The following is a 21,332-nucleotide window of genomic DNA, read 5'->3' as shown; positions in this document are numbered from 1 at the left end:
CATGAAGCCTCCGCCCAAGCCCGTGATTGCCAATCCCTGGCAAGTGCTGCGCCAGTTCACAACCGCGCGAATCGCACTGGGGCGTACGGGTGTCAGCCTGCCGACCCAGCCGCAATTGGGGTTTCAACTGGCCCATGCGCGGGCCAGGGACGCGGTGCACCGGACGCTGGATGTGCCGCAATTGCTGAAGGATCTCGAAACCGCGCAGATCGCCCCTTCCGATATTTGCCTGGTGCTGGACAGTGCGGCGGGCGACCGCCTGCAGTATCTGCAGCATCCCGACAAGGGACGGCGTCTGGACGGTGCCTCGCGTGAGCGCCTGCGGGCTTTGCCGCAGCCACCAGCGGGAAGGGGCTGTGATATTGCTTTTGTGATCGCGGATGGTTTGTCAGCATTGGCGATTGCGCAACATGCCGTGCCCCTGCTGGCCGCCGTGATGCGGCGTATCGCGGAAGAGAACTGGGTGCTGGCGCCGCTGACGATTGTCAAACAGGGGCGGGTGGCGGTGGGCGACGAGGTGGGCGGACTGCTGGGCGCCCGGCTCGTGGTGCTGTTGATTGGCGAGCGTCCGGGGCTGAGTTCGCCCGACAGCCTGGGCATCTACCTGACATGGATGCCGAGGATAGGGCTGACAGATGAGCGCCGCAACTGCATCTCCAATGTGCATCCCGCTGGTCTGTCGCATGAGGATGCGGCAGCCAAAGTGGTTTACCTGGTGTCGCAGATGCACCGGCGGCAGGTGTCGGGTGTGCAACTCAAGGACGACAGCAACACCGATTTGGGCTTGATGAACGCACCACGCGGCAACTTCCTGATCGACAGCTCTAGCTGAAGTCCCATTGTTTTTTTGCGCCCAGTACCGCGTCGGGGTAGGGCGCCTTGCCGCGCGAGCCGTTGTAGCGGCCCAGGCCCATGAACAGGTCACCTTTTTCCCGGTCTAGGTAGTGGCGCAGAATCACGCAACCGAAACGCAGGTTGGTCTGCATGTGGAACAGCTTGCCGGCATCGCCGTCGCCAATCACGCGCGTCCAGAAGGGCATGACCTGCATGTAGCCGCGCGCGCCGACGCGGCTGACGGCGAATTTTCGGAAATTGCTTTCGACCTGGATCAGGCCCAGCACCAGCGCCACGTCGAGCCCGGCGCGTTTGCTTTCGTACCAGACGGTCTGCAGGAATTCCTTTCGGATCTGCCACTCCGGCTTTTTCTTGTGCAGCCGGTCACTCATGGCGCCCAGCCAGCGCAGATAGGCCAGCCGGCTTTCGGTATCACGAAACTCGGGCACCGGCGGCGCCTGGCTGGCAATGGCCGAACTCAGCGCCGTGCGTACCGAGTCGATCAGCGGTTCCTCGATCTGCGCGCCAGCGCTGGCTTGCTCTGAAATAAATAGCAATAAAGCGCCGACCGACGTGGCCTGGAGGCATGTTCTCCTCGCAAGGCTGGCAGGGTCGGGCGTCGCTGCCCTCATGCGGCCAATTTGCCTTGCAGGAAGGTGAAGATGTCGCTGCTGGCCACGCTGCTGGCGGCCGTGTCACGCCGATGCTGGTACTCGACTTGTCCTTCCTTGAGACCACGGTCGCCGATGGTGACACGGTGCGGCACACCGATCAGCTCCCAGTCGGCAAACATCGCACCGGGACGTTCGCCGCGATCATCGAGAATCACATCCACGCCGGCAGCGACCAGTTCGTCATGCAGCTTCTCGGCTGCGGCTTTCACATCGGGGAAACGGTCCGGACTGATCGGGCACAGCACCACAGTGAAAGGCGCAATCGCGTCGGGCCAGATGATCCCGCGCTCGTCATGGTTTTGCTCGATGGCAGCGGCCGGCAGGCGCGTGATGCCGATACCGTAACAACCCATTTCGAGAAACTGCGGCTTGCCGTTTTCGCCAAGAAAAGTCGCGTTCATGGCCTGGCTGTACTTGGTGCCGAGGTAAAACACATGGCCGACCTCGATGCCGCGCTCGATGGCCAGCACGCCCTTGCCGTCGGGTGAGGCATCGCCGGCGACCACGTTGCGCAGGTCCGCAACAAGTTCAGCTTCAGGCAGGTCGCGGCCCCAGTTGACGCCGGTCATATGAAAGTCAGCTTCGTTGGCGCCGCAAACCCAGTCGCTCATGGCGGCGACTTCACGGTCGGCCACCAGCGTGACCGGCTTTTTCAAATTCAGCGGGCCGAGGTAACCGGGCTTGCAGCCGAAGTGGTCTTCAATCTCGGGCAGGGTGGCAAAACGGAAACCGGCCAGGCCGGGGACCTTGCCGACCTTGACTTCATTCATGTCGTGGTCACCGCGCAGCAGCAGAAGCCAGACCTGGGTTTTCTTGACCTTGCCGGCCTCGTCAAGTTCGTCGGTGGCCAACACCAGCGACTTGACCGTGGTTTGCAGCAGGATACCGAGGAGTTCGGCCACATCGCCGCAGGTCGCCTTGCCCGGCGTAGCGGTTTTGGTCAGAGCCTGGGTGGCCGCCTTGCGTTCGCCCTGGGGCGCCAAGGCTTCCGCCTTCTCCATGTTGGCCGCGTAATCGCTGTCCGGGCAATAAACGATGGCGTCTTCTCCAGTGGCCGCTATCACCTGAAACTCTTCGCTGAGGTCCCCGCCGATGGCGCCGCTGTCGGCCGCCACGGCGCGGTAACTGAGGCCGAAGCGGTCGAAGATGCGGCGGTAGGCGGCGGCCATCACCTGGTAGCTGGCTTTGGCGGCAGTCTGGTCGCGGTCAAAGCTGTAGGCGTCCTTCATGATGAACTCGCGCCCGCGCATCAGGCCGAAGCGCGGACGGCGTTCATCGCGGAATTTGGTCTGGATCTGGTACAGGTTTTTCGGCAGCTGTTTGTAGCTCTTGATGTCCTGCCGCATCACGTCGGTGATGACTTCCTCGCTGGTCGGCTGAACCACAAAATCCCGGCCGTGGCGGTCCTTGATGCGTAACAGTTCCGGACCCATTTTTTCAAAGCGGCCGGTTTCCTGCCAGAGTTCAGCCGGCTGAATCACCGGCATGGTCATTTCGACGGCGCCGGCGCGGTTCATTTCCTCGCGCACGATGGCTTCGACCTTGCGGATCACGCGCAGGCCCATGGGCATGTAGTTGTAAATCCCGGCGCCCAGTTTTTTGATCATCCCGGCACGCATCATGAGCTGATGGCTGACCACCTCCGCGTCCGCAGGCGCTTCCTTGAGCGTGGAAATGAAGAACTGGGATGCTTTCATGGCTTGTTTTTTTGGGCTTCGTGAAGTTTTTGGGACGAGGGTCCCGAGGCGCGCTTGGCTCTGAGCATTCTGCTGTGCATAATGGACTCAGTTTAAAAAATTTGAGGTTTGATTATGCTTGACCGGGACGGCTTTCGGCCCAACGTCGGCATCATCTTGCTCAACCAGAGAAGTCAGGTATTTTGGGGCAAGCGCATCCGCACCCACTCCTGGCAGTTTCCGCAGGGTGGCATTGACCGGGGCGAAAATCCCGAGCAGGCCATGTTCCGCGAATTGCACGAAGAAGTGGGGCTGATGCCGCAACATGTGCAGGTGCTTGCCCGGACCCGGGACTGGTTGCGCTATGAGGTGCCTGACCGGTTTATCCGCCGCGATGCGCGCGGACATTACAAAGGCCAGAAACAGATCTGGTTCCTGCTGCAGCTGGTTGGCCACGACTGGGACCTTAACCTGCGCGCCACCGACCATCCGGAGTTTGACGCCTGGCGCTGGAACGACTACTGGGTTCCGCTGGATGTGGTCGTCGAATTCAAGCGCGGGGTCTACGAAATGGCATTGACCGAGTTGTCGCGTTTTGTGCCGCGTGTCGACAACCGGTTTGATGCCCGGAACGACCACCGCAACCGCTATTTGCGGGGCGGCATGCGCCAGCGCGATCCTGGCGAAGCCGGCAGCGGTGAGCACAGTTTGCATTCGTCCGGGTTACCGGGTGGCTCGTTTGAGCTGCCGCCAGGCGCCACTTTTGAACCGGATCCGCAAACCAGTTTGGCGGCCGCCTCCAGAAATGAAAAACATGATCTTTAAATCCTTGTTGATAACGTGCCTGCTGAGCCTGTCGGTCGGGGCGTGGGCGCAACGGGACGTCGAACTGGCGGACTGGAAGGAAGAGGCGGTCCCGCCGCCGCCGGCATTTGATGCCGGCAAACTGCTGATTTTTGATGTGTCCCAAGCTTCGTCTTTGACTTACGGCGTGGATCCGGCCACCCTGCGGATTTCAAAAGACGGCGTGCTCAGTTATGTGATGGTCGCCACCAGCGCCAGCGGTGCGCGCAACGTCCTGTACGAAGGCATACGCTGCGTTACTGGCGAGGTCAAGACCTATGCGCGTTCCAGCCCCTCGGGTGTCTGGTCGCCGGTGGCGCAGCCGGAGTGGCGTTCGATGTTCGACAACATGCCGTCCAAACATGCGCTGGCTTTCGCCCGGGCCGGTGCCTGCGACAACGCGGCGCAGGCCTCATCGGTCAACGAGCTGATCCGTCAGCTCAAACTCAATCGTTTCAGCCGCTTCAACTGGTAAGCACCAGGTTGGTCCGGTGGACCATTTCGGCCTCACCGGTATAGCCCAGCAGCTTTTCAAAGTCCGCTGAAGGTTTGCGGCAAATCATGCGGGCCTCGGCACTCGAGTAGTTGGCCAGGCCGCGCGCAATCTCGCTGCCTGTGGCGTCATGCACCGCGATCACATCGCCGCGCGAGAACTCACCCTGCACCGAGGTCATACCGATGGGCAGCAGGCTTTTGCCTTCGTCACGCACCTTCACGGCGGCGCCCGCGTCGACGCTCACCGAGCCGCGCAATTGCAGGTGATCTGCCATCCACTGTTTGCGCGCCTGGTTTTTCGGCGTCTGGGCCACCAACAGGGTGCCGATGGACTCTCCCTGGGTCAGCCGGATCAGCGCATGGGGCTCGCGGCCCCAGGCAATCACCGTGGAGGCGCCTGAACCGGCAGCACGTTTGGCCGCCAATATTTTGGTGATCATGCCGCCCTTGCCGATGCTGGAGCCGGCGCCGCCGGCCATCGCCTCCAGCGCGGCGTCGCCTGCAATGGCCTCATGGATGAAGCGCGCTTGCGGGTCCTTGCGGGGATCGGCGCTGTACAGGCCTTTCTGGTCTGTAAGGATGATCAGTGCGTCGGCGTCGACCAGGTTGGCGACCAGCGCGCCCAGGGTGTCGTTGTCGCCGAATTTGATTTCGTCGGTCACGACGGTGTCGTTTTCATTGATCACCGGCACCACGCCGAGTTGCAGCAAGGTCAGCAAGGTGGAGCGGGCGTTGAGATAACGCTCGCGGTCGGTCAGGTCGGCATGGGTCAGCAGCACCTGGGCGCTGCCGACACCGTTGTCGCGCAACTGGCTCTCATAAACCTGCACCAGGCCCATCTGCCCGACGGCGGCGGCAGCCTGCAACTCGTGGATGGCTTTGGGCCGTGCGGCCCAGCCCAGGCGTTTCATGCCTTCGGCGATGGCTCCGCTGCTGACCATGATGACCTCACGGCCGCTTTTGACCAGTACCGCCAGTTGCTGGCACCACTGGCCGATGGCCGCAGCGTCCAGACCACGTCCCTCATCGGTGACCAGGCTGGAGCCGACCTTGACCACGATGCGGCGGGCATTGAGAAGAACCTGTGAACCTGTTTTTTCTTGCATGTTCTGGTTGTTTTAGCGCCCCAGCCCATGTCGGGTGGGCGTGAGTAGCTATGATTATTGTAGCAACTGAGGCCGGCGCCGTCTCAGGTTGCGTCAGGCTCACCGCGCAGATCGGCAAATCGGGGGTCGATCTCCTCCGGTTCCTGCTCGCTTTTCTGTACGCTTTTGACGTGCTGGTAGATCGTCTTGACCAACTGCTCGCAGCCTTCGCGCGTCAAGGCGGAAATCTCGAACACCGGTCCCTTGAACTTGAAGCGTTTGACAAAATCCTTGACCAGCGCCGCGCGTTTGTCGTCGTCGACCATGTCAAGCTTGTTGAGCACCAGCCAGCGCGGTTTGTCGAAAAGCGCCGCATCGTACTTCTTGAGCTCGCCGACAATCGCCTTGGCTTGCGCGACCGGGTCCACGCTGTCGTCAAACGGCGCCATATCGACGATGTGCAGCAACAGCCGCGTGCGCTGCAGGTGGCGCAAAAAGAGGTGACCCAGGCCGGCGCCTTCAGAGGCGCCTTCAATCAGACCGGGCAGGTCGGCAACCACAAAACTCTGCTCTGGCCCTACGCGCACCACGCCCAGATTCGGGTGCAGGGTGGTGAAGGGATAGTCGGCAATACGTGGCCGCGCGTTGGAAACAGCCGTGATGAAGGTGGACTTGCCCGCGTTGGGCATGCCCAGCAGGCCGACATCGGCCAGCACCTTGAGTTCAAGCTTGAGGCTTTTACGCTCACCGGGCCAGCCGGGTGTCTTGCTGCGCGGCGCGCGGTTGGTCGAGCTTTTGAAGCGCAGGTTGCCGAAGCCGCCGTCGCCGCCCTTGGCAATCAGCAACTCCTCGCCAGGCACCAGCAACTCGTACAACACCTCGCCGGTCTCGGCGTCGGTCAGGATGGTGCCCACCGGCATCTTGAGCATGATGTCGTCGCCCTTCGCGCCAAACATGTCCGAGCCCATGCCGTGTTCACCATTGCGCGCTTCGTGGCGGCGCGAAAAACGGAAGTCCACCAGCGTGTTCAGATTGACATCGGCCACTGCATAAACATGGCCGCCGCGTCCGCCGTCACCGCCGTTGGGGCCGCCAAATTCCTTGTACTTTTCGTGGCGAAACGAGACGCAGCCGCTCCCGCCATCGCCGGCGGCGATGTCAATAAAGGCTTCGTCAACAAATTTCATGGTGTGAGGGGTGATCCGGTCTTAGGCGCAGCCGGACAACACAAGGATAGTTTACAAATACACAAACAGGAAAGGCCAAAACAACAAAGCCCCGACCAAGCGGGGCTTCGATGCCATCGAAGTGATCAGCTTACGCTGGCGTCACATTGACGGTGTGCTTGCTCAGCGCGCCCTTGATGGCAAACGAGACTGAACCGTCCACCAGTGCAAACAGGGTGTGGTCCTTGCCGATGCCGACATTGACGCCCGGATGGAACTTGGTGCCACGCTGGCGCACGATGATGCTGCCTGCGTTGATCACTTCGCCGCCGAACTTCTTGACGCCCAGCATTTTTGGCTGTGAGTCACGGCCATTTCGCGTAGAGCCGCCGCCTTTTTTCTGTGCCATTTTCTACTACTCCTTGGTACTTCCTGCTTAACCGACGATGGCGCCGATTTGCAGTTCAGTGAAGTTTTGCCGGTGACCCTGGCGTTTTTGGTAATGTTTGCGACGGCGCATCTTGAAAATGCGAACCTTGTCGTGCCTGCCTTGTGAAAGGACAGTAACCGTAACAGTAGCGCCGGACACCAAGGGCGTACCAACCGTGATTGTGCTGCCGGTTCCGACAGCCAACACCTGGTCAATAACGATCTCTTGGCCTACGTCCGCAGCAATCTGTTCTACTTTAATTTTTTCACCCGTAGCAACTTTGTATTGTTTGCCACCGGTTTTTATGACCGCGTACATGTAAGACCTCTTGAAATGAGTTCTGCGGACGAATTTCCACAGAGCCCTCGATTCTAGCATGGGAAGCGAAAAACCCGCCTCGCCGCCTGTCCGGCCCGACCAGCGGCCGCAAGGCGGTCGCGGCCTTCCTATAATCTGGCCAATCTCTTGTCTGGATCGCCTTGACTGCCAATTCCTCTAGCACGACCGCTGCGCTGGCCCTGATTGCCGGCGACATGCAGGCCATGGACGCGGTGATCGCCCGCCGCCTCAGCTCTGATGTGCCGCTGGTCAGCCAGGTGTCGCAGTACATCATCGCCGCCGGCGGCAAGCGCCTGCGCCCCGCGCTGCTGCTGCTGATGTGCGGCGCGCTGGACTACCGTGGCGATCAGCGCTTCAACCTGGCGGCTGTGGTGGAATTCATACACACCGCAACGCTGCTGCACGACGATGTGGTCGACGAGTCCACCCTGCGCAGGGGCCGCGCCACGGCCAATGCCTCGTTTGGCAACCCGGCCAGCGTGCTGGTGGGCGACTTCCTGTACTCCCGGGCGTTTCAGATGATGGTCGATGCTGGCGACATGCGCATCATGCAGACCCTGGCTGAAGCCACCAACGTGATTGCCGAGGGCGAGGTGCTGCAACTGATGAACATGCACGACGCCAGCTTGTCGGAGGACGGCTATTTGCGGGTGATTCGCTCCAAGACGGCCAAGTTGTTCGAGGCCAGTGCGCGGCTGGCAGCCTTGCTGGCAGGGGCTCCGGCGGCAGTCGAGCAGGCCTGCGCGGACTATGGACAGGCGCTGGGTACGGCTTTCCAGGTGATTGACGACTTGCTGGACTACGACGGTGATGCCGCCGAAATGGGAAAAAACCTGGGCGACGACCTGCGGGAGGGCAAGGCCACGTTGCCGCTGATCATTGCCATGCAGCGCGGCACAGGGGCGGAGCAGGGCATGATCCGCCACGCCATTGAGACCGGCGGAACCGAGCGCCTGGCCGAGATTGTGGCCATCGTCCGGCACACCGGCGCCCTGCAGGCGACCCGCGACGCGGCAGCGCTGGAGGCGCAACGGGCGATCCAGGCGCTGGCTCAACTCGGGCGCAGTACCTACAGCAAGGCCTTGCTAGAATTGGCTTCCCAGCTTCTGCAGCGTCGGTCCTGACGCCGGATCGGTGCACCTGTCGGGGTGTAGCTTAGCCTGGTAGAGCGCTACGTTCGGGACGTAGAGGCCGGAGGTTCGAATCCTCTCACCCCGACCATTCATCGCCTGTTTCCGTCCACTCTTCTGGTTTCGTTGTTGTTGTTCCAACACCAGGTCGGGGCGGCTGCCATTTCGATTTACATCACCTGAGCTATCAACGATGATGTCAATTTTGTCAATTTGAGGTAGATTCGAAAATTATGGCCGCTGTCGATTCCGTGATCAATGCTCCCGCTTTGCCCGGTCTGGGACGGGCGCTGGTGATGGCCGGCAAGCTCGGGCAAAAGGCCGCAGAAGACATTTTTCGCAAGGCTTTAAGCAGCCGCACCAGCTTTATTGCGGAACTGACCGGCTCGGGTGTCGTTTCAGCGTCGGATCTGGCGCACACCATGTCGACTGCATTTGCGGCGCCCCTGCTGGATCTCAGTGCCATCGACACCCAGCGCCTGCCCAAGGGCCTGCTGGACGTCAAAATCTGCCAGGCCTATCGAATTGTTGTCTTGAGCAAGCGCAGCAACCGTCTGATTGTTGCGACCGCCGACCCCTCCGATCAGGAGGCGGCTGAAAAAATCAAGTTTTCGACCCAGATGGGCGTGGACTGGGTCATTGCCGAGTACGACAAGCTGTCCAAGTTGGTAGAGGCATCGGCCACCACCGCGTCTGAAGCCATGGACAGCATCATCGGCGATGACTTCGAGTTTGACGAATCCACCGCAGAGGCGGCCAGCGTCGACACCAGCGATACCAGCGTGTCGGAGGTTGAGGATGCGCCCGTCGTCAAGTTCCTGCACAAGATGCTGCTCGATGCGTTCAGCATGCGCGCCTCGGACCTGCATTTCGAGCCCTATGAGCATACCTACCGGGTGCGTTTCCGGGTTGACGGCGAGCTGCGCGAGATCGCGTCGCCGCCGGTTGCCATCAAGGAAAAGCTGGCTTCCCGCATCAAGGTGATCTCCAAGATGGACATCTCCGAAAAGCGGGTACCGCAAGACGGAAAGATGAAGCTCAAGATCGGGCCTGACCGGGTGATCGATTTCCGGGTCAGCACCTTGCCCACGATGTTCGGCGAGAAAATCGTGATCCGTATCCTGGACCCGAGCAGTGCCAAGCTGGGCATTGATGCGCTCGGCTATGAGCCGATCGAGAAGGAACGCCTGCTCAACGCAGTTCAGCGTCCCTACGGCATGGTGCTGGTGACGGGCCCGACCGGTTCGGGAAAGACCGTGTCGCTCTACACCTGCCTGAACATCCTGAACAAACCCGGCGTGAACATATCGACGGCTGAAGATCCGGCCGAGATCAACCTGCCGGGTGTTAACCAGGTCAGCATGAACGACAAGGCCGGTCTGACTTTTTCAGTGGCCCTGAAGGCGTTTTTGCGCCAGGATCCGGACATCATCATGGTTGGCGAGATCCGCGACCTGGAAACTGCGGAGATTTCCATCAAGGCAGCGCAAACCGGCCACCTCGTGTTGTCTACCTTGCATACCAACGACGCGCCTGCCACGCTGACCCGGCTGCGCAATATGGGCATTGCGCCCTTCAATATTGCGTCCAGCGTGATTCTGATCACTGCCCAGCGCCTGGCGCGGCGCCTGTGTCCCGCCTGCAAGGCGCCGGCGGACATCCCGCGCGAGACCCTGCTTGATGCCGGCTTCGAAGAAGATGATGTTGACGGCACGTGGACGCCTTACCGCCCTGTCGGCTGCTCCATGTGCAACAGCGGCTACAAGGGTCGTGTGGGCATCTACCAGGTCATGCCGATCACGGATGAAATCCAGCGCATCATCCTGCGCGATGGCAGCGCCCTCGAAATTGCCGAACAGGCTGCCACCGAAGGCGTGAAAAGCCTTCGGGGGGCGGGTTTGCAAAAGGTCAAGACGGGGATGACCTCGCTTGAAGAGATTTTGGGGTGCACCAATGTCTAGCCACGCCTCGCCACACCGGCCCGTCGGGCGCGGCACTCGCTCCGGGCTTCCATCATCCTGCACGCACTAGCAAGAAGGCAACATGGCAACTGCAACATCCAGGGACGTCAAGGAATTTGTCTTCGAGTGGGAAGGAAAAGACCGCAATGGCAAGCAGGTCCGGGGGGAAACCCGTGCCGTTGGCGAAAACCAGGTCAAGGCTTCACTGCGTCGTCAAGGCGTGTTCCCGACAAAAATCAAGAAGCGCAGCATGCGCTCGGGCAAGTCCATCAAGCCCAAGGACATTGCCATTTTCACGCGGCAGCTGGCGACCATGATGAAAGCGGGTGTGCCGCTTCTGCAGTCGTTCGACATTGTCGGACGCGGCAACGCCAATGCCAGTGTCACCAAACTTCTCAACGATGTGCGCACCGATGTCGAAACCGGCACGTCGCTCAGCGCTGCTTTCCGCAAGTACCCCCTGTATTTCAATGCGCTGTACTGCAATCTGGTGGAAGCCGGTGAGGCTGCCGGTATCCTGGAGGCGCTGCTGGATCGCCTGGCGGTTTACATGGAGAAAACCGAGGCCATCAAATCCAAGATCAAATCCGCTTTGATGTACCCGGCTTCGGTGGTGGTTGTGGCCTTTGTGGTGGTCGCCGTGATCATGATTTTTGTGATCCCCGCGTTCAAGGAGGTGTTCTCCTCGTTCGGCGCGGATCTGCCGGCCCCTACTCTGTTTGTGATGGCTATCAGCGAATTTTTTGTGGCTTACTGGTGGCTGATTTTTGGCGGTATCGGTGGTGGCATTTACTTTTTCATGCAAGCCTGGCGGCGCAACGAAAAAATGCAGCGCGTGATGGACCGCGTCCTGCTGAAGGTGCCGGTGTTTGGGGTGCTGATCGAAAAATCGTGTATCGCCCGCTGGACCCGCACCTTGTCCACCATGTTTGCTGCCGGTGTGCCCTTGGTCGAGGCGCTCGATTCGGTGGGCGGTGCTTCCGGTAACTCGCTGTATGCCGACGCCACAGAAAGAATCCAGCAGGAAGTGTCCACCGGCACCAGCTTGACGGCCGCCATGGGCAATGCCAACCTGTTCCCGACCATGGTGTTGCAGATGTGTGCGATTGGCGAAGAATCTGGCTCAGTCGATCACATGCTTGGAAAGGCCGCTGACTTTTATGAAGCCGAAGTCGATGAAATGGTCGCTGGCCTGTCCAGTCTGATGGAGCCCATCATCATCGTGTTTTTGGGCGGTCTGATCGGCGGCATCGTGGTGTCCATGTACCTGCCGATCTTCAAGCTCGGCCAAGTGGTTTGATGTCGGGACTGGTGTCCGGTTGGCCTGCGGGTTTCGACGCCGCTTTTGCCGGGATTTTCGGGCTGCTGATTGGCAGTTTCCTGAACGTCGTCATTTACCGCCTGCCGAAAATCATGGAGCGCCAGTGGGCCCTTGAATGTGCCGAAATGTCGGGTGTCCCGGCGAACAACACGGTAACTTTCAATCTGCTGGTGCCCCGTTCCCGGTGTTCGAGTTGTGGCCATGTGATTGCCTGGTACGAAAACATTCCCGTGGTGAGTTACCTCTTTCTCAAGGGGCAATGTTCGGTTTGCGGTACCAAGTTCGGCTTGCGTTATCCCCTGGTGGAGCTCGCAACCGGCGGTTTGTTTTTTTTCTGCGCCTGGCGATGGGGTTTGAGCTGGACCGGTCTGGCCTGGAGCGGCTTTGCGGCAGCGCTGGTGACGCTTGCGCTGATCGACTGGGACACCACCTTGCTTCCCGATGACATCACCTTGCCTTTGCTTTGGGCTGGCCTGATTGTGGTCGCGCTGGGTTGGAACCCGGTCCTCAGCCTGAGCCAGGCCTTGTGGGGTGCGGTGGCCGGCTACCTGTCGCTGTGGCTGGTGTACTGGGCGTTCAAGCTGGTGACCGGAAAAGAAGGCATGGGCTACGGGGACTTCAAGCTGTTTGCAGCGCTGGGGGCCTGGATGGGCTGGTCGGCCCTGGTGCCCATCATTTTGATGGCCTCGGTCATAGGCGCGCTGGTCGGGATTGCGATGAAATTTTCCAGTGGCCTGCGCGAAGGAGGTTACGTGCCCTTTGGTCCGTTTCTGGCAGGCGCCGGCCTGACGGCGATGGTGTTTGGACCCCAGGCCATTTTGCGTGTGATTGGCCTGTAGCGGCATGCCAGCATTGCGCGTGGGACTGACTGGCGGCATTGGCAGCGGTAAAAGCACGGTGGCCGGGATGCTCGCAGAGTGCGGCGCGGCCATCATCGATGCCGATGCGATATCGCGCCAGACCACTGCGCCGGGTGGCGCGGCTGTTGCCCTGATCACCCAGACGTTTGGTGCCGATTTCGTGACGGCCGACGGCGCGCTGGACCGGGATCACATGCGTGCGCTGGTTTTCAGTGATCCTGACGCAAAACGCCGGCTCGAAGCCATCATCCACCCGCTGGTCGGTGCGGAGACCGCTCGCCAGGCAGCGCAGGCGCTGCAAGCGGGGCGGGTCTGCATCGTGTTTGACGTGCCCCTGCTGGTGGAGTCCGACCGTTGGCGTCAGCAGCTTGACCGCGTACTGGTGGTGGACTGCGGCGAGGAAACGCAGATCAGCCGCGTGATGGCCCGCAGTGGCTGGACGCGGCAGATGGTTAAACAGGTGATGGCAGGGCAGGCCAGCCGTCTGCAGCGGCTCGCTGCGGCAGACGTTTGTATTGACAACGACGGGACGGTCTCGCTGGAAGCGCTGACGCTGCGGGTCCGGCAGGCGGCGCGGCGCTTCGGGCTATGATGGCTGACCCTTCCGCTGAAAAAGATATATCGCAGTGATTCTTTACGAATATCCCTTCAACGAACGCATTCGCACGTATTTGCGGCTTGAGCACCTCTTTCACCGCCTTGGCGAACTGGCCGCGCGGGACCATCCGACCGACCACCACTACGCGATCACCACCATTTTTGAAGTGATGGATGTGGCGGCCCGCGCCGACCTGAAAACCGACGTGCTCAAGGATCTGGACCGGCAAAAACACCTGCTCAATGGTTACCGCGGCAACCCGGCGATTTCCGAAGCGGTGCTTGATGAAGTGACTGGCCAGCTTGACGCGTGTTTTGTCACCTTGACCGGCCTGCCCGGCAAGGCGGGCCAGTCGCTGACCGAAAACGACTGGCTGATGAGCATACGCAGCCGCATTGGCATCCCCGGTGGCACCTGCGAATTTGATCTGCCAGCCTATTTTGCCTGGCAGCATTTTGATGCAGCCACGCGCCAGAAGGATTTGCAGCGCTGGATCGCGACCCTGGTGCCGCTGGCCGAGTCGATTCGCATGTTGCTCAAGCTGTTGCGCGACTCCGGCTTGCCGCAAAAGGTGGTGGCGACTGGCGGGCAGTTCCAGCAGACCCTGCCGCAAGGAAGGACTTTCCAGTTGCTGCGTTTGCGTATCGATCCGAGTCTGGGGCTGATTCCCGAAATCAGCGGCAACCGGCTGATTGTTTCCGTCCGCCTGATGCGTCATGAAAGCGACGACCGCCTGCATTCTTCGACCGACGATGCGGCTTTTGAATTGACGCTCTGTTCCTGAACGGCGCCGGCACCCAGGCTTGATAGCGATGACGTCGGAAATACCAACCCCCAAGATCGTGGTCTGCCCGACCTGTAACGGGCCCAGCGTGTACGCACCTGACAACCGCTTCCGCCCTTTTTGCAGCGAGCGTTGTAAAAATGTCGATCTGGGTGCCTGGGCCAGCGAGAGTTTTCGTATGCCGGCCGACGCGCCGCCGGACGATCAGGTGTACGGCGACGCCAAACTGCAGTAAAACACGGCTTTGTGCAGGCAGGCGGCAGTCGACCGCCATTTTCAGGGAGCATCCAATGAGGGGAACAGCGTTTTTCCGGCGCGGCTTGCTGATCGCGGCGGCTGCGACTTTTTGTCTGGGACTGTCAGCCGGGCCCAGCCTGGCGGCCGGTGAGAAGGCCAACAAAGCTTCTCCTGTCAAGAAACAGGGCAGCACCAAATTTATCCCTGGGTCTCAGGAAACCCGCAAGGAGCGCAGCGAGCGGCTCAAGCGGGAGTGCAAGGGCCGGGTCAACGCCGGCGCCTGCGAAGGTTACACACACTGAGGTTGCCGGCCAGGTGACCCGCAACTTGCCTTGACCCGGCTCAGGGAGCCGGTGTGCCGAGAACCTGCTGCAACTCGCCGTTTTCGTACATCTCCATCATGATGTCCGAGCCGCCGATGAATTCACCCTTCACGTAGAGCTGGGGAATTGTCGGCCAGTTGCTGTATTCCTTGATGCCGTTGCGGATGTCCGGGTCCTCCAGAACGTTGACGGTGGCGGGTTTGCTCACGCCACAGGCCTTGAGCACCTGAATGGCCCGACCGGAGAAGCCGCACTGAGGAAACTGCGCCGTGCCTTTCATGAAAAGCACCACGTCGCTGGATTTCACGATCTGGTCTATGCGTTGCTGGGTATCACTCATATTTGTGTCCTTGGAAGGGGGCTCGCCGATGCCGCACGGATCAGGCTGATCTGGCGGTCATCCGACTGCAGATGGATTTCAACGGCTGAAAAACAATGCCTGATTATCCCGCTGTTTGTTGCGGGCCGCTTTCAGTCGGCCAGCAACCGCCGGAACAGCGTTCCACACCGGCCAGGTCGGTTCGGCTCTGCACCTGATCAAAGCCGCGCTGGACCAGCAATTCGCGCACGGCTGCGGCCTGGTCGTAACCATGCTCAAGTTGCAGCCAGCCTCCTGCGTGCAGGTGCGCGGGTGCCTTGGCAATGATGGTCCGGATGTCGTCCAGGCCGTCCGGCCCGGCGGTCAGGGCGCTTTGGGGTTCATCGGTCAGGGCAGCCAGATGGGCATCACCCTCAGCGACATAGGGCGGATTACTGACGATCAAGTGAAAGTGCCCGCTCACATTGTCAAGCCAGCTGCTTTCGATGAATTGAAGCGCCAGGTCCAGGCGGTCGGCATTGCCACGCGCCACCGCCAGGGCAGCAGTGCTGGCATCGAGGGCGGTGACATCCAGTGCCGGCCGTGTTGCCTTGAGTGCCAGCGCAATCGCGCCGCTGCCGGTGCCCAGGTCCAGTACCCGCGCGCCGGCCGGCATGCCGGGTGCCGCTAGTGTCTCCAGCCCCCAGTCGACCAGGGTCTCAGTGTCCGAGCGCGGCACCAGCACGCGGGCATCCACCTGGAGTTGCAAACCAAAAAACTCCTTGCGGCCCACGAGGTAGGCCAGCGGTTCGCCGGCCGCGCGGCGCAGGCTCAGTTGCCGGAACAGGCGGGCCGCCTCCTCCGGCAGCTTGTCGCCGTCATGCGCCAGCAGCCAGCCCCGGTCGCTGTCGGGCCGGCCCAGCGCATGCAGCAGCAGCAGCTGGGCATCCAGGCGCGCCAGGCCCCGCGCCTGCGCGACCGCCAGCGCCTGGCCGAGCATATGGGGGACGACCGGTGGGGTCATGGCTTGCTATTAAATCAGGAGCTTCCCGCCCATGTCGGACATGGGCTGGAGGCCGGTTTTGATCGGAAATTTCACGGCTCAGCCATTCGATGCCGATTCCAGCTCGGCGAGCAGCTCTGCGCCGCGCGCCACCTGCAGCGCGGTGACCACATCATCCATGTCGCCCTCCATGATGGACAGCAGCTTGTACAGCGTCAGGTTGATGCGGTGGTCGGTGAGCCGCCCCTGCGGGAAGTTGTAGGTCCGGATGCGGTCGCTGCGGTCGCCGCTTCCGATCAGGCCCTTGCGCGTGGCAGCGTCCTTGGCTGCGCGTTCGGAGCGGTCTTTTTCATGGATGCGCGCGGTCAGCACCTTGAGCGCCTGCGCCTTGTTGCTGTGCTGGCTGCGGCCGTCCTGGCATTCGGCGACGATGCCGGTGGGTAAATGCGTGATACGTACGGCCGAGTCGGTCTTGTTGATGTGCTGGCCGCCGGCGCCGCTGGCGCGGTAGGTGTCGATGCGCAGGTCCGACGGGTTGATCTGGATGGCCACCGCTTCGTCGGGCTCGGGCAGCACGGCGACGGTGCAGGCACTGGTGTGGATGCGGCCCTGGGTTTCGGTGACGGGAACGCGCTGCACGCGGTGGCCGCCGGACTCGAAACGCAGCTTGCCGTAGACACCCACGCCCAAAGCGTCGGTCGCGCCATCGATACGAATCACGACTTCCTTGTAGCCACCGAGTTCGCTCGGCGATTCGCTGATGATCTCGACCGTCCAGCGCTTGCGCTCGGCAAAACGCGAGTACATGCGCAGCAGGTCGCCGGCGAACAGCGCTGACTCGTCGCCCCCTGTGCCGGCGCGGATTTCGATGAAGGCCGGTCGCGCATCGTCCGGGTCTTTCGGGATCAGCATCAGTTGCAGGTCCGCGTCCAGGCTGGCGATGTCGGTTTGGGCGGCGCTGATTTCCTCTTCCGCCATGACCGCTATTTCGGGGTCGTCCTTGGCCTCGGCCAGCATGGCCTGGGCGCTGGCCAGGTCGGCCTCACGCGTCGTCATGCGCTGGTACTGGCCGACCACGATGCTGAGCTCGGCGTGTTCGCGCGTCAGACTGCGAAAGCGCTCCATGTTGCTGACCACGTCGCTGGCCGACAGCAGCGCGTCGAGTTCATGCAGGCGGAAGATCTGGCGGTCCAGGGTCTGGCGGAGAAAGGGTTTCATAGCGAAAAACGCCGGTGGGCATCAACAAGGGGGAACAGGCATCCGGCGGGGCCGGCTGGGGGCGGTGCAGCGCGTGCTGGCCGCAGTGCGGCGCGGCGCCGCTAACGCTCTTTGTCTTCGGTGGGCAGGCTTCCGCGCAAAAACAGGCGGGATACGGTTTGCGCCGTGGCTTCGCGGCTGCCGGCGTCGCCCGCATGCAACTCGGCCAGCGTGCCATGCAGCATTTTTTGCGTCAGGCCGCGCGACAGCGCGTCCAGCACGGTGTCGACCGACTCGCCGCGGGCCAGCAGTTTTTTCGCGCGAGCGATCTCGGCCGCGCGCCAGGCGTCGGTTTGTGCATTGAGTTGCTGGATCAGCGGCACCGTTTGACGCTGGCCAAGCCAGTGCATGAAGTTCTGCACCCCGGCGTCGATGATGACCTCGGCCTGCGCCACGGCGGCCTGCCGGCTGTCCTTGCCGGTCTGCACCACATGGGCCAGGTCGTCCACGGTGTAGAGGTAGATGTCGGGCAGGGCCTTGACTTCGGGCTCGATGTCGCGCGGCACCGCCAGGTCCACCATGAACATGGGCCGATGTTTGCGCAGCTTGACGGCGCGCTCCACGGCGCCCAGGCCAATGATGGGCAGGGTGCTGGCGGTGCAGCTGATCACCGCGTCGAACTCGTGAAGGCGACTCGGCAGGTCGGCCAGGCGCATGACCTCGGCGCCGAAACGGCTGGCGAGTTTTTCACCACGCTCGAGCGTGCGGTTGGCCACCGTCATGGATTTGGGGCTTTTCGCCGCGAAGTGGGTCGCGGCGAGGTCGATCATTTCACCGGCGCCAACAAACAACACGCGGATGTCGCCGAGGTCCTCGAACAGTTGGCCGGCCAGCCGCACCGAGGCAGCCGCCAGGCTGATGCTGTGCGCGCCAATTTCAGTGCTGCTGCGCACTTCCTTGGCCACTGAAAAAGAGCGCTGGAACAACTGGTGCAAGGTGCTGCCCATGGCGCCGGCGTCTTCAGCCGCGCGTACGGCTTCCTTCATCTGACCAAGGATTTGTGGCTCGCCCAGCACCATCGAGTCCAGTCCGCTAGCGACGCGAAAGGCATGGCGCGCGGCCTGATCATTTTCCAGCGTGTAGGCATGGGAGCGCAGCAGCGCCGGCGAGACCCCGCCGTGGTGCGCCAGCCAGTCGAGCGTGTGGTCGAGGTCGGCGCGGTCGCTGGCGCAATAAATCTCGGTGCGGTTGCAGGTCGACAGCAAGGTGGCTTCGGGTTGACGCGCCAGCGACCCACGCAGACCCTTCAGGGTGGGCTCGACCTGGTCAATGGCGAACGCAAACCTGCCGCGTAAATCCAGCGGTGCGGTGGTATGGTTGATGCCGAGGGCCCAGACTGACATCTCCCGATTATAAAATTGAAGGCATGAGCAGGTGCCCACTTTCTTTCAATCCCCTTGATACACGGCAAGCCGGCCGAAAATCCGCCCACAGGCCATGACCGCCCTCAATCTGATCAACCAGTTGTTCAATTTTGTCGCGCCAGCCGCCTGTGTGGCGCTGGTGTTGGTGCTGCTGGCGCGAATTTTTCCTGGATTTTTAGGGTCAAAAAGGCCCCTGACCCATACCCTGTGGTCGCAGGCAGCTATTATTTTTATAGCGGGCGCCGTGTTGTTGCTGACCGGTCTGGTGCTGTTCGGCCGGGACGGCAAGATGGCCAGTTATGCCTTGCTGGCCGTGGGTGCGGCCAGCTGCCAGTGGGTCCTGCTGCGCGGCTGGAAGGGCTGAGGGGCCGCCGGCCCGTGCTCAGGCATCCTCGCCGTAGTCATGGTCGGGGTGATTCATCACGTCGAGTTTCCAATAACCCCGGCCCACGATCTGCTGGCGGCTGACGCCCAGCTCGCCGGTCAGTAGCGTGCGAATGCGCCGCATGGCCGCCGCTTCGCAGGCCAGGTAAATTTGGGTGTCCGGGGCGATGGCCGGCAAGGCGCGCAAGGCCTTTTCTGTGGGCAGGCCGGCCGCACGATGGTCGGTGCCGCGTGCCAGCCAGGTCACGTCCAGTTGCGCCGGGCTGTGCAGCGTACGTTCTTCAGCGGCAGCGATCACTTCCAGCAGCACCTGTACACGCGCTGTGGCTGGCAGGGCCGCCAGAATCGTCTCCACCGCCGGTAACGCGCTGTCGTCGGCAATCAACAGGTGGTGTGGGGCGTCGGCATCGAGCGTATAGCCGGGACCGGGCCCCATCAAAAACAGCACCTGGCCGACGCTTGCCTGCGCCGCCCAGCTTGAGGCGGGGCCTTCGCCGTGCAGCACAAAGTCCACATCCACTTTAAGGGCTTCTGGCCGAACGGCCAAGGGCGTGTAGGTGCGCATGGATACCGCGCGCGGCCCGTCTGGCAAAGGCCGGACCGGTTCGGTCTGCCCCGGCTCCGGAAAAATCAGCTTGATGTAGCTGGCCGGACCAGGCGCGGCGAAGCCTTCGAGCTCGGTGCCGGTCAGCGTGATGCGGCGCATGGCCGGGCTCAGTACCTCGATGCGGCTGACCTCGACACGGCGGGGCGGGCGGCGCTTGCGTGGCGCGGGTGCAGATGTTTCAGCCGGGGCGGTGTCTGGCAGGGGCGGTGTCGTCGTCAAGAAGGGCTTTCGACAAAAGAAGGTGATGAGAATGATTGTCATCCAGAACAGGTCGGCCGCCGGGCTGTAGGGACAAGGCACAAAAACGCTAGGTCCGTGCGATTTTTCGGGTGCAGTAAAGTGTCAGGCTGCGCGGACGCCAAGCGTCCTTCCCCGTCAAGCTCCTCCATCTTTTTACTCCCACCCGACCCCATGACCACCTTCGGCACACCCCTGTCCCCCCACGCAACCAAAGTTTTGCTGCTTGGCTCCGGCGAACTCGGCAAGGAGGTGCTGATTGCGCTGCAGCGCCTGGGCGTGGAAACCATCGCCACCGATCGCTACGACAACGCACCTGGCCAGCAGGTCGCCCACCATGCGCGCACCATCACCATGAGTGACCCGGCGCAACTCAAGGCGCTGATTGAAAAGGAGAGGCCGCATCTGGTGGTGCCCGAGATCGAGGCGATTGCCACACCGATGCTGGAGGAACTTGAAGCGGCCGGCATCGTGCGCGTGGTGCCCACCGCGCGTGCTGCGCGCCTGACCATGGACCGAGAAGGCATCCGCCGACTGGCGGCCGAAACGCTGGGCTTGCCGACCAGCCCGTATGTGTTCTGCGATTCGCTGGACGAGTTGCAGGCCGCCATCGACACGAAGATCGGTTATCCCTGCGTTGTCAAGCCGGTAATGAGTTCGTCGGGCAAGGGCCAGAGCAAGATCGCCGGTCCGGACGACGTCAAAAAGGCCTGGGACCACGCCATGGCCGGTGGCCGTGTCAGCCACGGCCGCGTGATTGTTGAAGGCTTCATCGACTTCGACTACGAGATCACCCAGCTCACGGTGCGCGCCAGGGGCGCCAAGGGGGACATCGAGACCCATTTCTGCGAACCCATCGGCCACGTGCAGGTCAGCGGCGACTACGTGGAAAGCTGGCAGCCGCAGCCCATGGCCGCCGCCGCGCTGCAAAAAAGCCGCGACATCTGCAAGGCGGTGACCGACAACCTCGGTATCGGCCATGACGGCCAGCCCGGTGGGCTGGGCCTGTTCGGCGTGGAGCTGTTTGTCAAAGGCGAAGAGGTCTGGTTCAGCGAGGTCAGCCCGAGGCCGCATGACACCGGCATGGTGACGATGTGCACACAGTGGCAAAACGAGTTCGAACTCCATGCCCGCGCCATCCTCGGCCTGCCGGTCAACACCGCACTCAAGAGCCCCGGCGCCAGCGCGGTGATTTACGGCGGTGTCGATGCGCAGGGCATTGTGTTCGACGGCGTTGCCGACGCCCTGCAAGTGCCCAACAGCGATATCCGCCTGTTCGGCAAGCCCGAGAGTTTTGTCAAACGCCGCATGGGTGTGGCGCTGGCCTTTGATGCCGATGTGAACACCGCGCGCAACAACGCCAAGCTGGCGGCTTCGCGCGTCAAGCCGCACGTCGCCTGAGGACAAACGCGTGTATTTCCCGGAA

At 61.9% G+C, this 21,332-nt stretch carries 24 protein-coding genes and 1 tRNA gene; 14 read left to right on the top strand and 11 right to left on the bottom strand.

The features are described 5' to 3' along the window. Position 1 precedes the first annotated feature (1 nt). A complete protein-coding gene (eutC, locus tag ACH2CW_RS05685; RefSeq protein WP_395055954.1) occupies positions 2 to 832 on the top strand; it encodes an ethanolamine ammonia-lyase subunit EutC in 831 nt (276 codons plus the stop codon). Here the strand turns inward: eutC and ACH2CW_RS05680 are convergent. Then, positions 825 to 1,466 carry a lytic transglycosylase domain-containing protein gene (locus ACH2CW_RS05680; protein ID WP_395055952.1) on the bottom strand — a complete coding sequence of 214 codons (642 nt, stop codon included), beginning with the start codon at positions 1,464 to 1,466 and terminating at the stop codon, positions 825 to 827. The genes eutC and ACH2CW_RS05680 overlap by 8 nt on opposite strands. Further along, complete coding sequence (locus ACH2CW_RS05675) at positions 1,463 to 3,205, bottom strand: proline--tRNA ligase (RefSeq protein WP_395055950.1); 1,743 nt, start codon at positions 3,203 to 3,205, stop codon at positions 1,463 to 1,465. The genes ACH2CW_RS05680 and ACH2CW_RS05675 overlap by 4 nt, the downstream gene beginning before the upstream one ends. Before the next feature lie 114 nt (positions 3,206 to 3,319). Between ACH2CW_RS05675 and ACH2CW_RS05670 the strand changes: the two genes are divergently transcribed. Both ACH2CW_RS05670 and ACH2CW_RS05665 read left to right on the top strand, forming a co-directional pair. After that, entirely contained in the window at positions 3,320 to 4,009 is a 690-nt protein-coding gene (locus ACH2CW_RS05670; protein WP_395055948.1) for an RNA pyrophosphohydrolase, read from the top strand. Next, positions 3,999 to 4,502 (top strand): CNP1-like family protein, encoded by a 504-nt coding sequence (locus tag ACH2CW_RS05665; RefSeq protein ID WP_395055946.1) that lies wholly within the window; start codon positions 3,999 to 4,001, stop codon positions 4,500 to 4,502. Before ACH2CW_RS05670 ends, ACH2CW_RS05665 begins: the two co-directional genes overlap by 11 nt. On the opposite strand, the gene proB is transcribed toward ACH2CW_RS05665, so the two are convergent. From proB to rplU, 4 genes are all read right to left on the bottom strand, one after another. Further along, the gene (gene proB, locus ACH2CW_RS05660; RefSeq protein WP_395055944.1) at positions 4,492 to 5,628 is read right to left on the bottom strand and encodes a glutamate 5-kinase; all 1,137 of its coding nucleotides are present in this window, start codon (positions 5,626 to 5,628) and stop codon (positions 4,492 to 4,494) included. The two genes, ACH2CW_RS05665 and proB, sit on opposite strands and share 11 nt — an antisense overlap. An 83-nt stretch (positions 5,629 to 5,711) precedes the next feature. Next, positions 5,712 to 6,794 carry an Obg family GTPase CgtA gene (cgtA, locus tag ACH2CW_RS05655; protein WP_395055942.1) on the bottom strand — a complete coding sequence of 361 codons (1,083 nt, stop codon included), beginning with the start codon at positions 6,792 to 6,794 and terminating at the stop codon, positions 5,712 to 5,714. Between the two features lie 130 nt (positions 6,795 to 6,924). Then, the gene (gene rpmA, locus ACH2CW_RS05650) at positions 6,925 to 7,182 is read right to left on the bottom strand and encodes a 50S ribosomal protein L27 (protein WP_188707393.1); all 258 of its coding nucleotides are present in this window, start codon (positions 7,180 to 7,182) and stop codon (positions 6,925 to 6,927) included. Between the two features lie 27 nt (positions 7,183 to 7,209). Continuing rightward, positions 7,210 to 7,521 carry a 50S ribosomal protein L21 gene (gene rplU / locus ACH2CW_RS05645; protein WP_077593996.1) on the bottom strand — a complete coding sequence of 104 codons (312 nt, stop codon included), beginning with the start codon at positions 7,519 to 7,521 and terminating at the stop codon, positions 7,210 to 7,212. Between the two features lie 161 nt (positions 7,522 to 7,682). Between rplU and ACH2CW_RS05640 the strand changes: the two genes are divergently transcribed. The 9 genes from ACH2CW_RS05640 (at position 7,683) to ACH2CW_RS05600 (ending at position 14,735) form a co-directional block, all read left to right on the top strand. After that, positions 7,683 to 8,666 (top strand): polyprenyl synthetase family protein, encoded by a 984-nt coding sequence (locus ACH2CW_RS05640; RefSeq protein WP_395055939.1) that lies wholly within the window; start codon positions 7,683 to 7,685, stop codon positions 8,664 to 8,666. Between the two features lie 20 nt (positions 8,667 to 8,686). Continuing rightward, positions 8,687 to 8,763 (top strand) — tRNA-Pro (locus tag ACH2CW_RS05635). 142 nt (positions 8,764 to 8,905) lie between these two features. Beyond that, the gene (gene pilB, locus ACH2CW_RS05630) at positions 8,906 to 10,633 is read left to right on the top strand and encodes a type IV-A pilus assembly ATPase PilB (RefSeq protein WP_395055937.1); all 1,728 of its coding nucleotides are present in this window, start codon (positions 8,906 to 8,908) and stop codon (positions 10,631 to 10,633) included. Between the two features lie 82 nt (positions 10,634 to 10,715). After that, positions 10,716 to 11,933: a type II secretion system F family protein gene (locus ACH2CW_RS05625; protein ID WP_395055935.1), complete on the top strand. Its 1,218-nt coding sequence runs from the start codon at positions 10,716 to 10,718 to the stop codon at positions 11,931 to 11,933. Next, positions 11,933 to 12,793: a prepilin peptidase gene (locus ACH2CW_RS05620; protein ID WP_395055933.1), complete on the top strand. Its 861-nt coding sequence runs from the start codon at positions 11,933 to 11,935 to the stop codon at positions 12,791 to 12,793. The genes ACH2CW_RS05625 and ACH2CW_RS05620 overlap by 1 nt, the downstream gene beginning before the upstream one ends. Positions 12,794 to 12,797: 4 nt before the next feature. Then, positions 12,798 to 13,406, top strand: a complete 609-nt coding sequence (coaE, locus tag ACH2CW_RS05615; protein WP_395055931.1) for a dephospho-CoA kinase — start codon at positions 12,798 to 12,800, stop codon at positions 13,404 to 13,406. A gap of 34 nt (positions 13,407 to 13,440) precedes the next feature. Next, the gene (gene zapD / locus ACH2CW_RS05610; RefSeq protein WP_395055929.1) at positions 13,441 to 14,196 is read left to right on the top strand and encodes a cell division protein ZapD; all 756 of its coding nucleotides are present in this window, start codon (positions 13,441 to 13,443) and stop codon (positions 14,194 to 14,196) included. A 28-nt stretch (positions 14,197 to 14,224) separates the two neighbouring features. Next, entirely contained in the window at positions 14,225 to 14,431 is a 207-nt protein-coding gene (locus ACH2CW_RS05605) for a DNA gyrase inhibitor YacG (protein ID WP_395055927.1), read from the top strand. A gap of 55 nt (positions 14,432 to 14,486) precedes the next feature. Then, entirely contained in the window at positions 14,487 to 14,735 is a 249-nt protein-coding gene (locus ACH2CW_RS05600; protein WP_395055925.1) for a hypothetical protein, read from the top strand. A 40-nt stretch (positions 14,736 to 14,775) separates the two neighbouring features. On the opposite strand, the gene grxD is transcribed toward ACH2CW_RS05600, so the two are convergent. The 4 genes from grxD to hemA all read right to left on the bottom strand — a co-directional run bounded on the left by grxD (position 14,776) and on the right by hemA (position 18,657). Next, entirely contained in the window at positions 14,776 to 15,096 is a 321-nt protein-coding gene (grxD, locus tag ACH2CW_RS05595) for a Grx4 family monothiol glutaredoxin (protein WP_395055923.1), read from the bottom strand. 103 nt (positions 15,097 to 15,199) lie between these two features. Next, positions 15,200 to 16,078, bottom strand: coding sequence for a peptide chain release factor N(5)-glutamine methyltransferase (gene prmC / locus ACH2CW_RS05590; RefSeq protein ID WP_395055921.1), 879 nt, complete (start codon positions 16,076 to 16,078; stop codon positions 15,200 to 15,202). 78 nt (positions 16,079 to 16,156) lie between these two features. Continuing rightward, the gene (prfA, locus tag ACH2CW_RS05585; RefSeq protein WP_395055919.1) at positions 16,157 to 17,275 is read right to left on the bottom strand and encodes a peptide chain release factor 1; all 1,119 of its coding nucleotides are present in this window, start codon (positions 17,273 to 17,275) and stop codon (positions 16,157 to 16,159) included. A gap of 101 nt (positions 17,276 to 17,376) precedes the next feature. After that, positions 17,377 to 18,657 carry a glutamyl-tRNA reductase gene (gene hemA, locus ACH2CW_RS05580; RefSeq protein WP_395055917.1) on the bottom strand — a complete coding sequence of 427 codons (1,281 nt, stop codon included), beginning with the start codon at positions 18,655 to 18,657 and terminating at the stop codon, positions 17,377 to 17,379. Positions 18,658 to 18,751: 94 nt separating this feature from the next. Between hemA and ACH2CW_RS05575 the strand changes: the two genes are divergently transcribed. Next, positions 18,752 to 19,042, top strand: a complete 291-nt coding sequence (locus ACH2CW_RS05575) for a hypothetical protein (protein ID WP_395055915.1) — start codon at positions 18,752 to 18,754, stop codon at positions 19,040 to 19,042. A gap of 18 nt (positions 19,043 to 19,060) precedes the next feature. On the opposite strand, the gene ACH2CW_RS05570 is transcribed toward ACH2CW_RS05575, so the two are convergent. After that, a complete protein-coding gene (locus ACH2CW_RS05570) occupies positions 19,061 to 19,888 on the bottom strand; it encodes a siderophore-interacting protein (protein ID WP_395055913.1) in 828 nt (275 codons plus the stop codon). Positions 19,889 to 20,080: 192 nt separating this feature from the next. On the opposite strand from ACH2CW_RS05570, the gene purT reads away from it, so the two are divergent. Then, positions 20,081 to 21,307 carry a formate-dependent phosphoribosylglycinamide formyltransferase gene (gene purT / locus ACH2CW_RS05565; protein ID WP_395055911.1) on the top strand — a complete coding sequence of 409 codons (1,227 nt, stop codon included), beginning with the start codon at positions 20,081 to 20,083 and terminating at the stop codon, positions 21,305 to 21,307. The last annotated feature ends 25 nt before the right edge of the window (positions 21,308 to 21,332 follow it).

The organism is Polaromonas sp. (assembly GCF_043778355.1).
Lineage (GTDB): Bacteria > Pseudomonadota > Gammaproteobacteria > Burkholderiales > Burkholderiaceae_C > Polaromonas.
The sequence above is the reverse complement of the archived record's forward strand: the minus strand, read 5'-3'. Positions and strand labels throughout refer to the sequence as shown.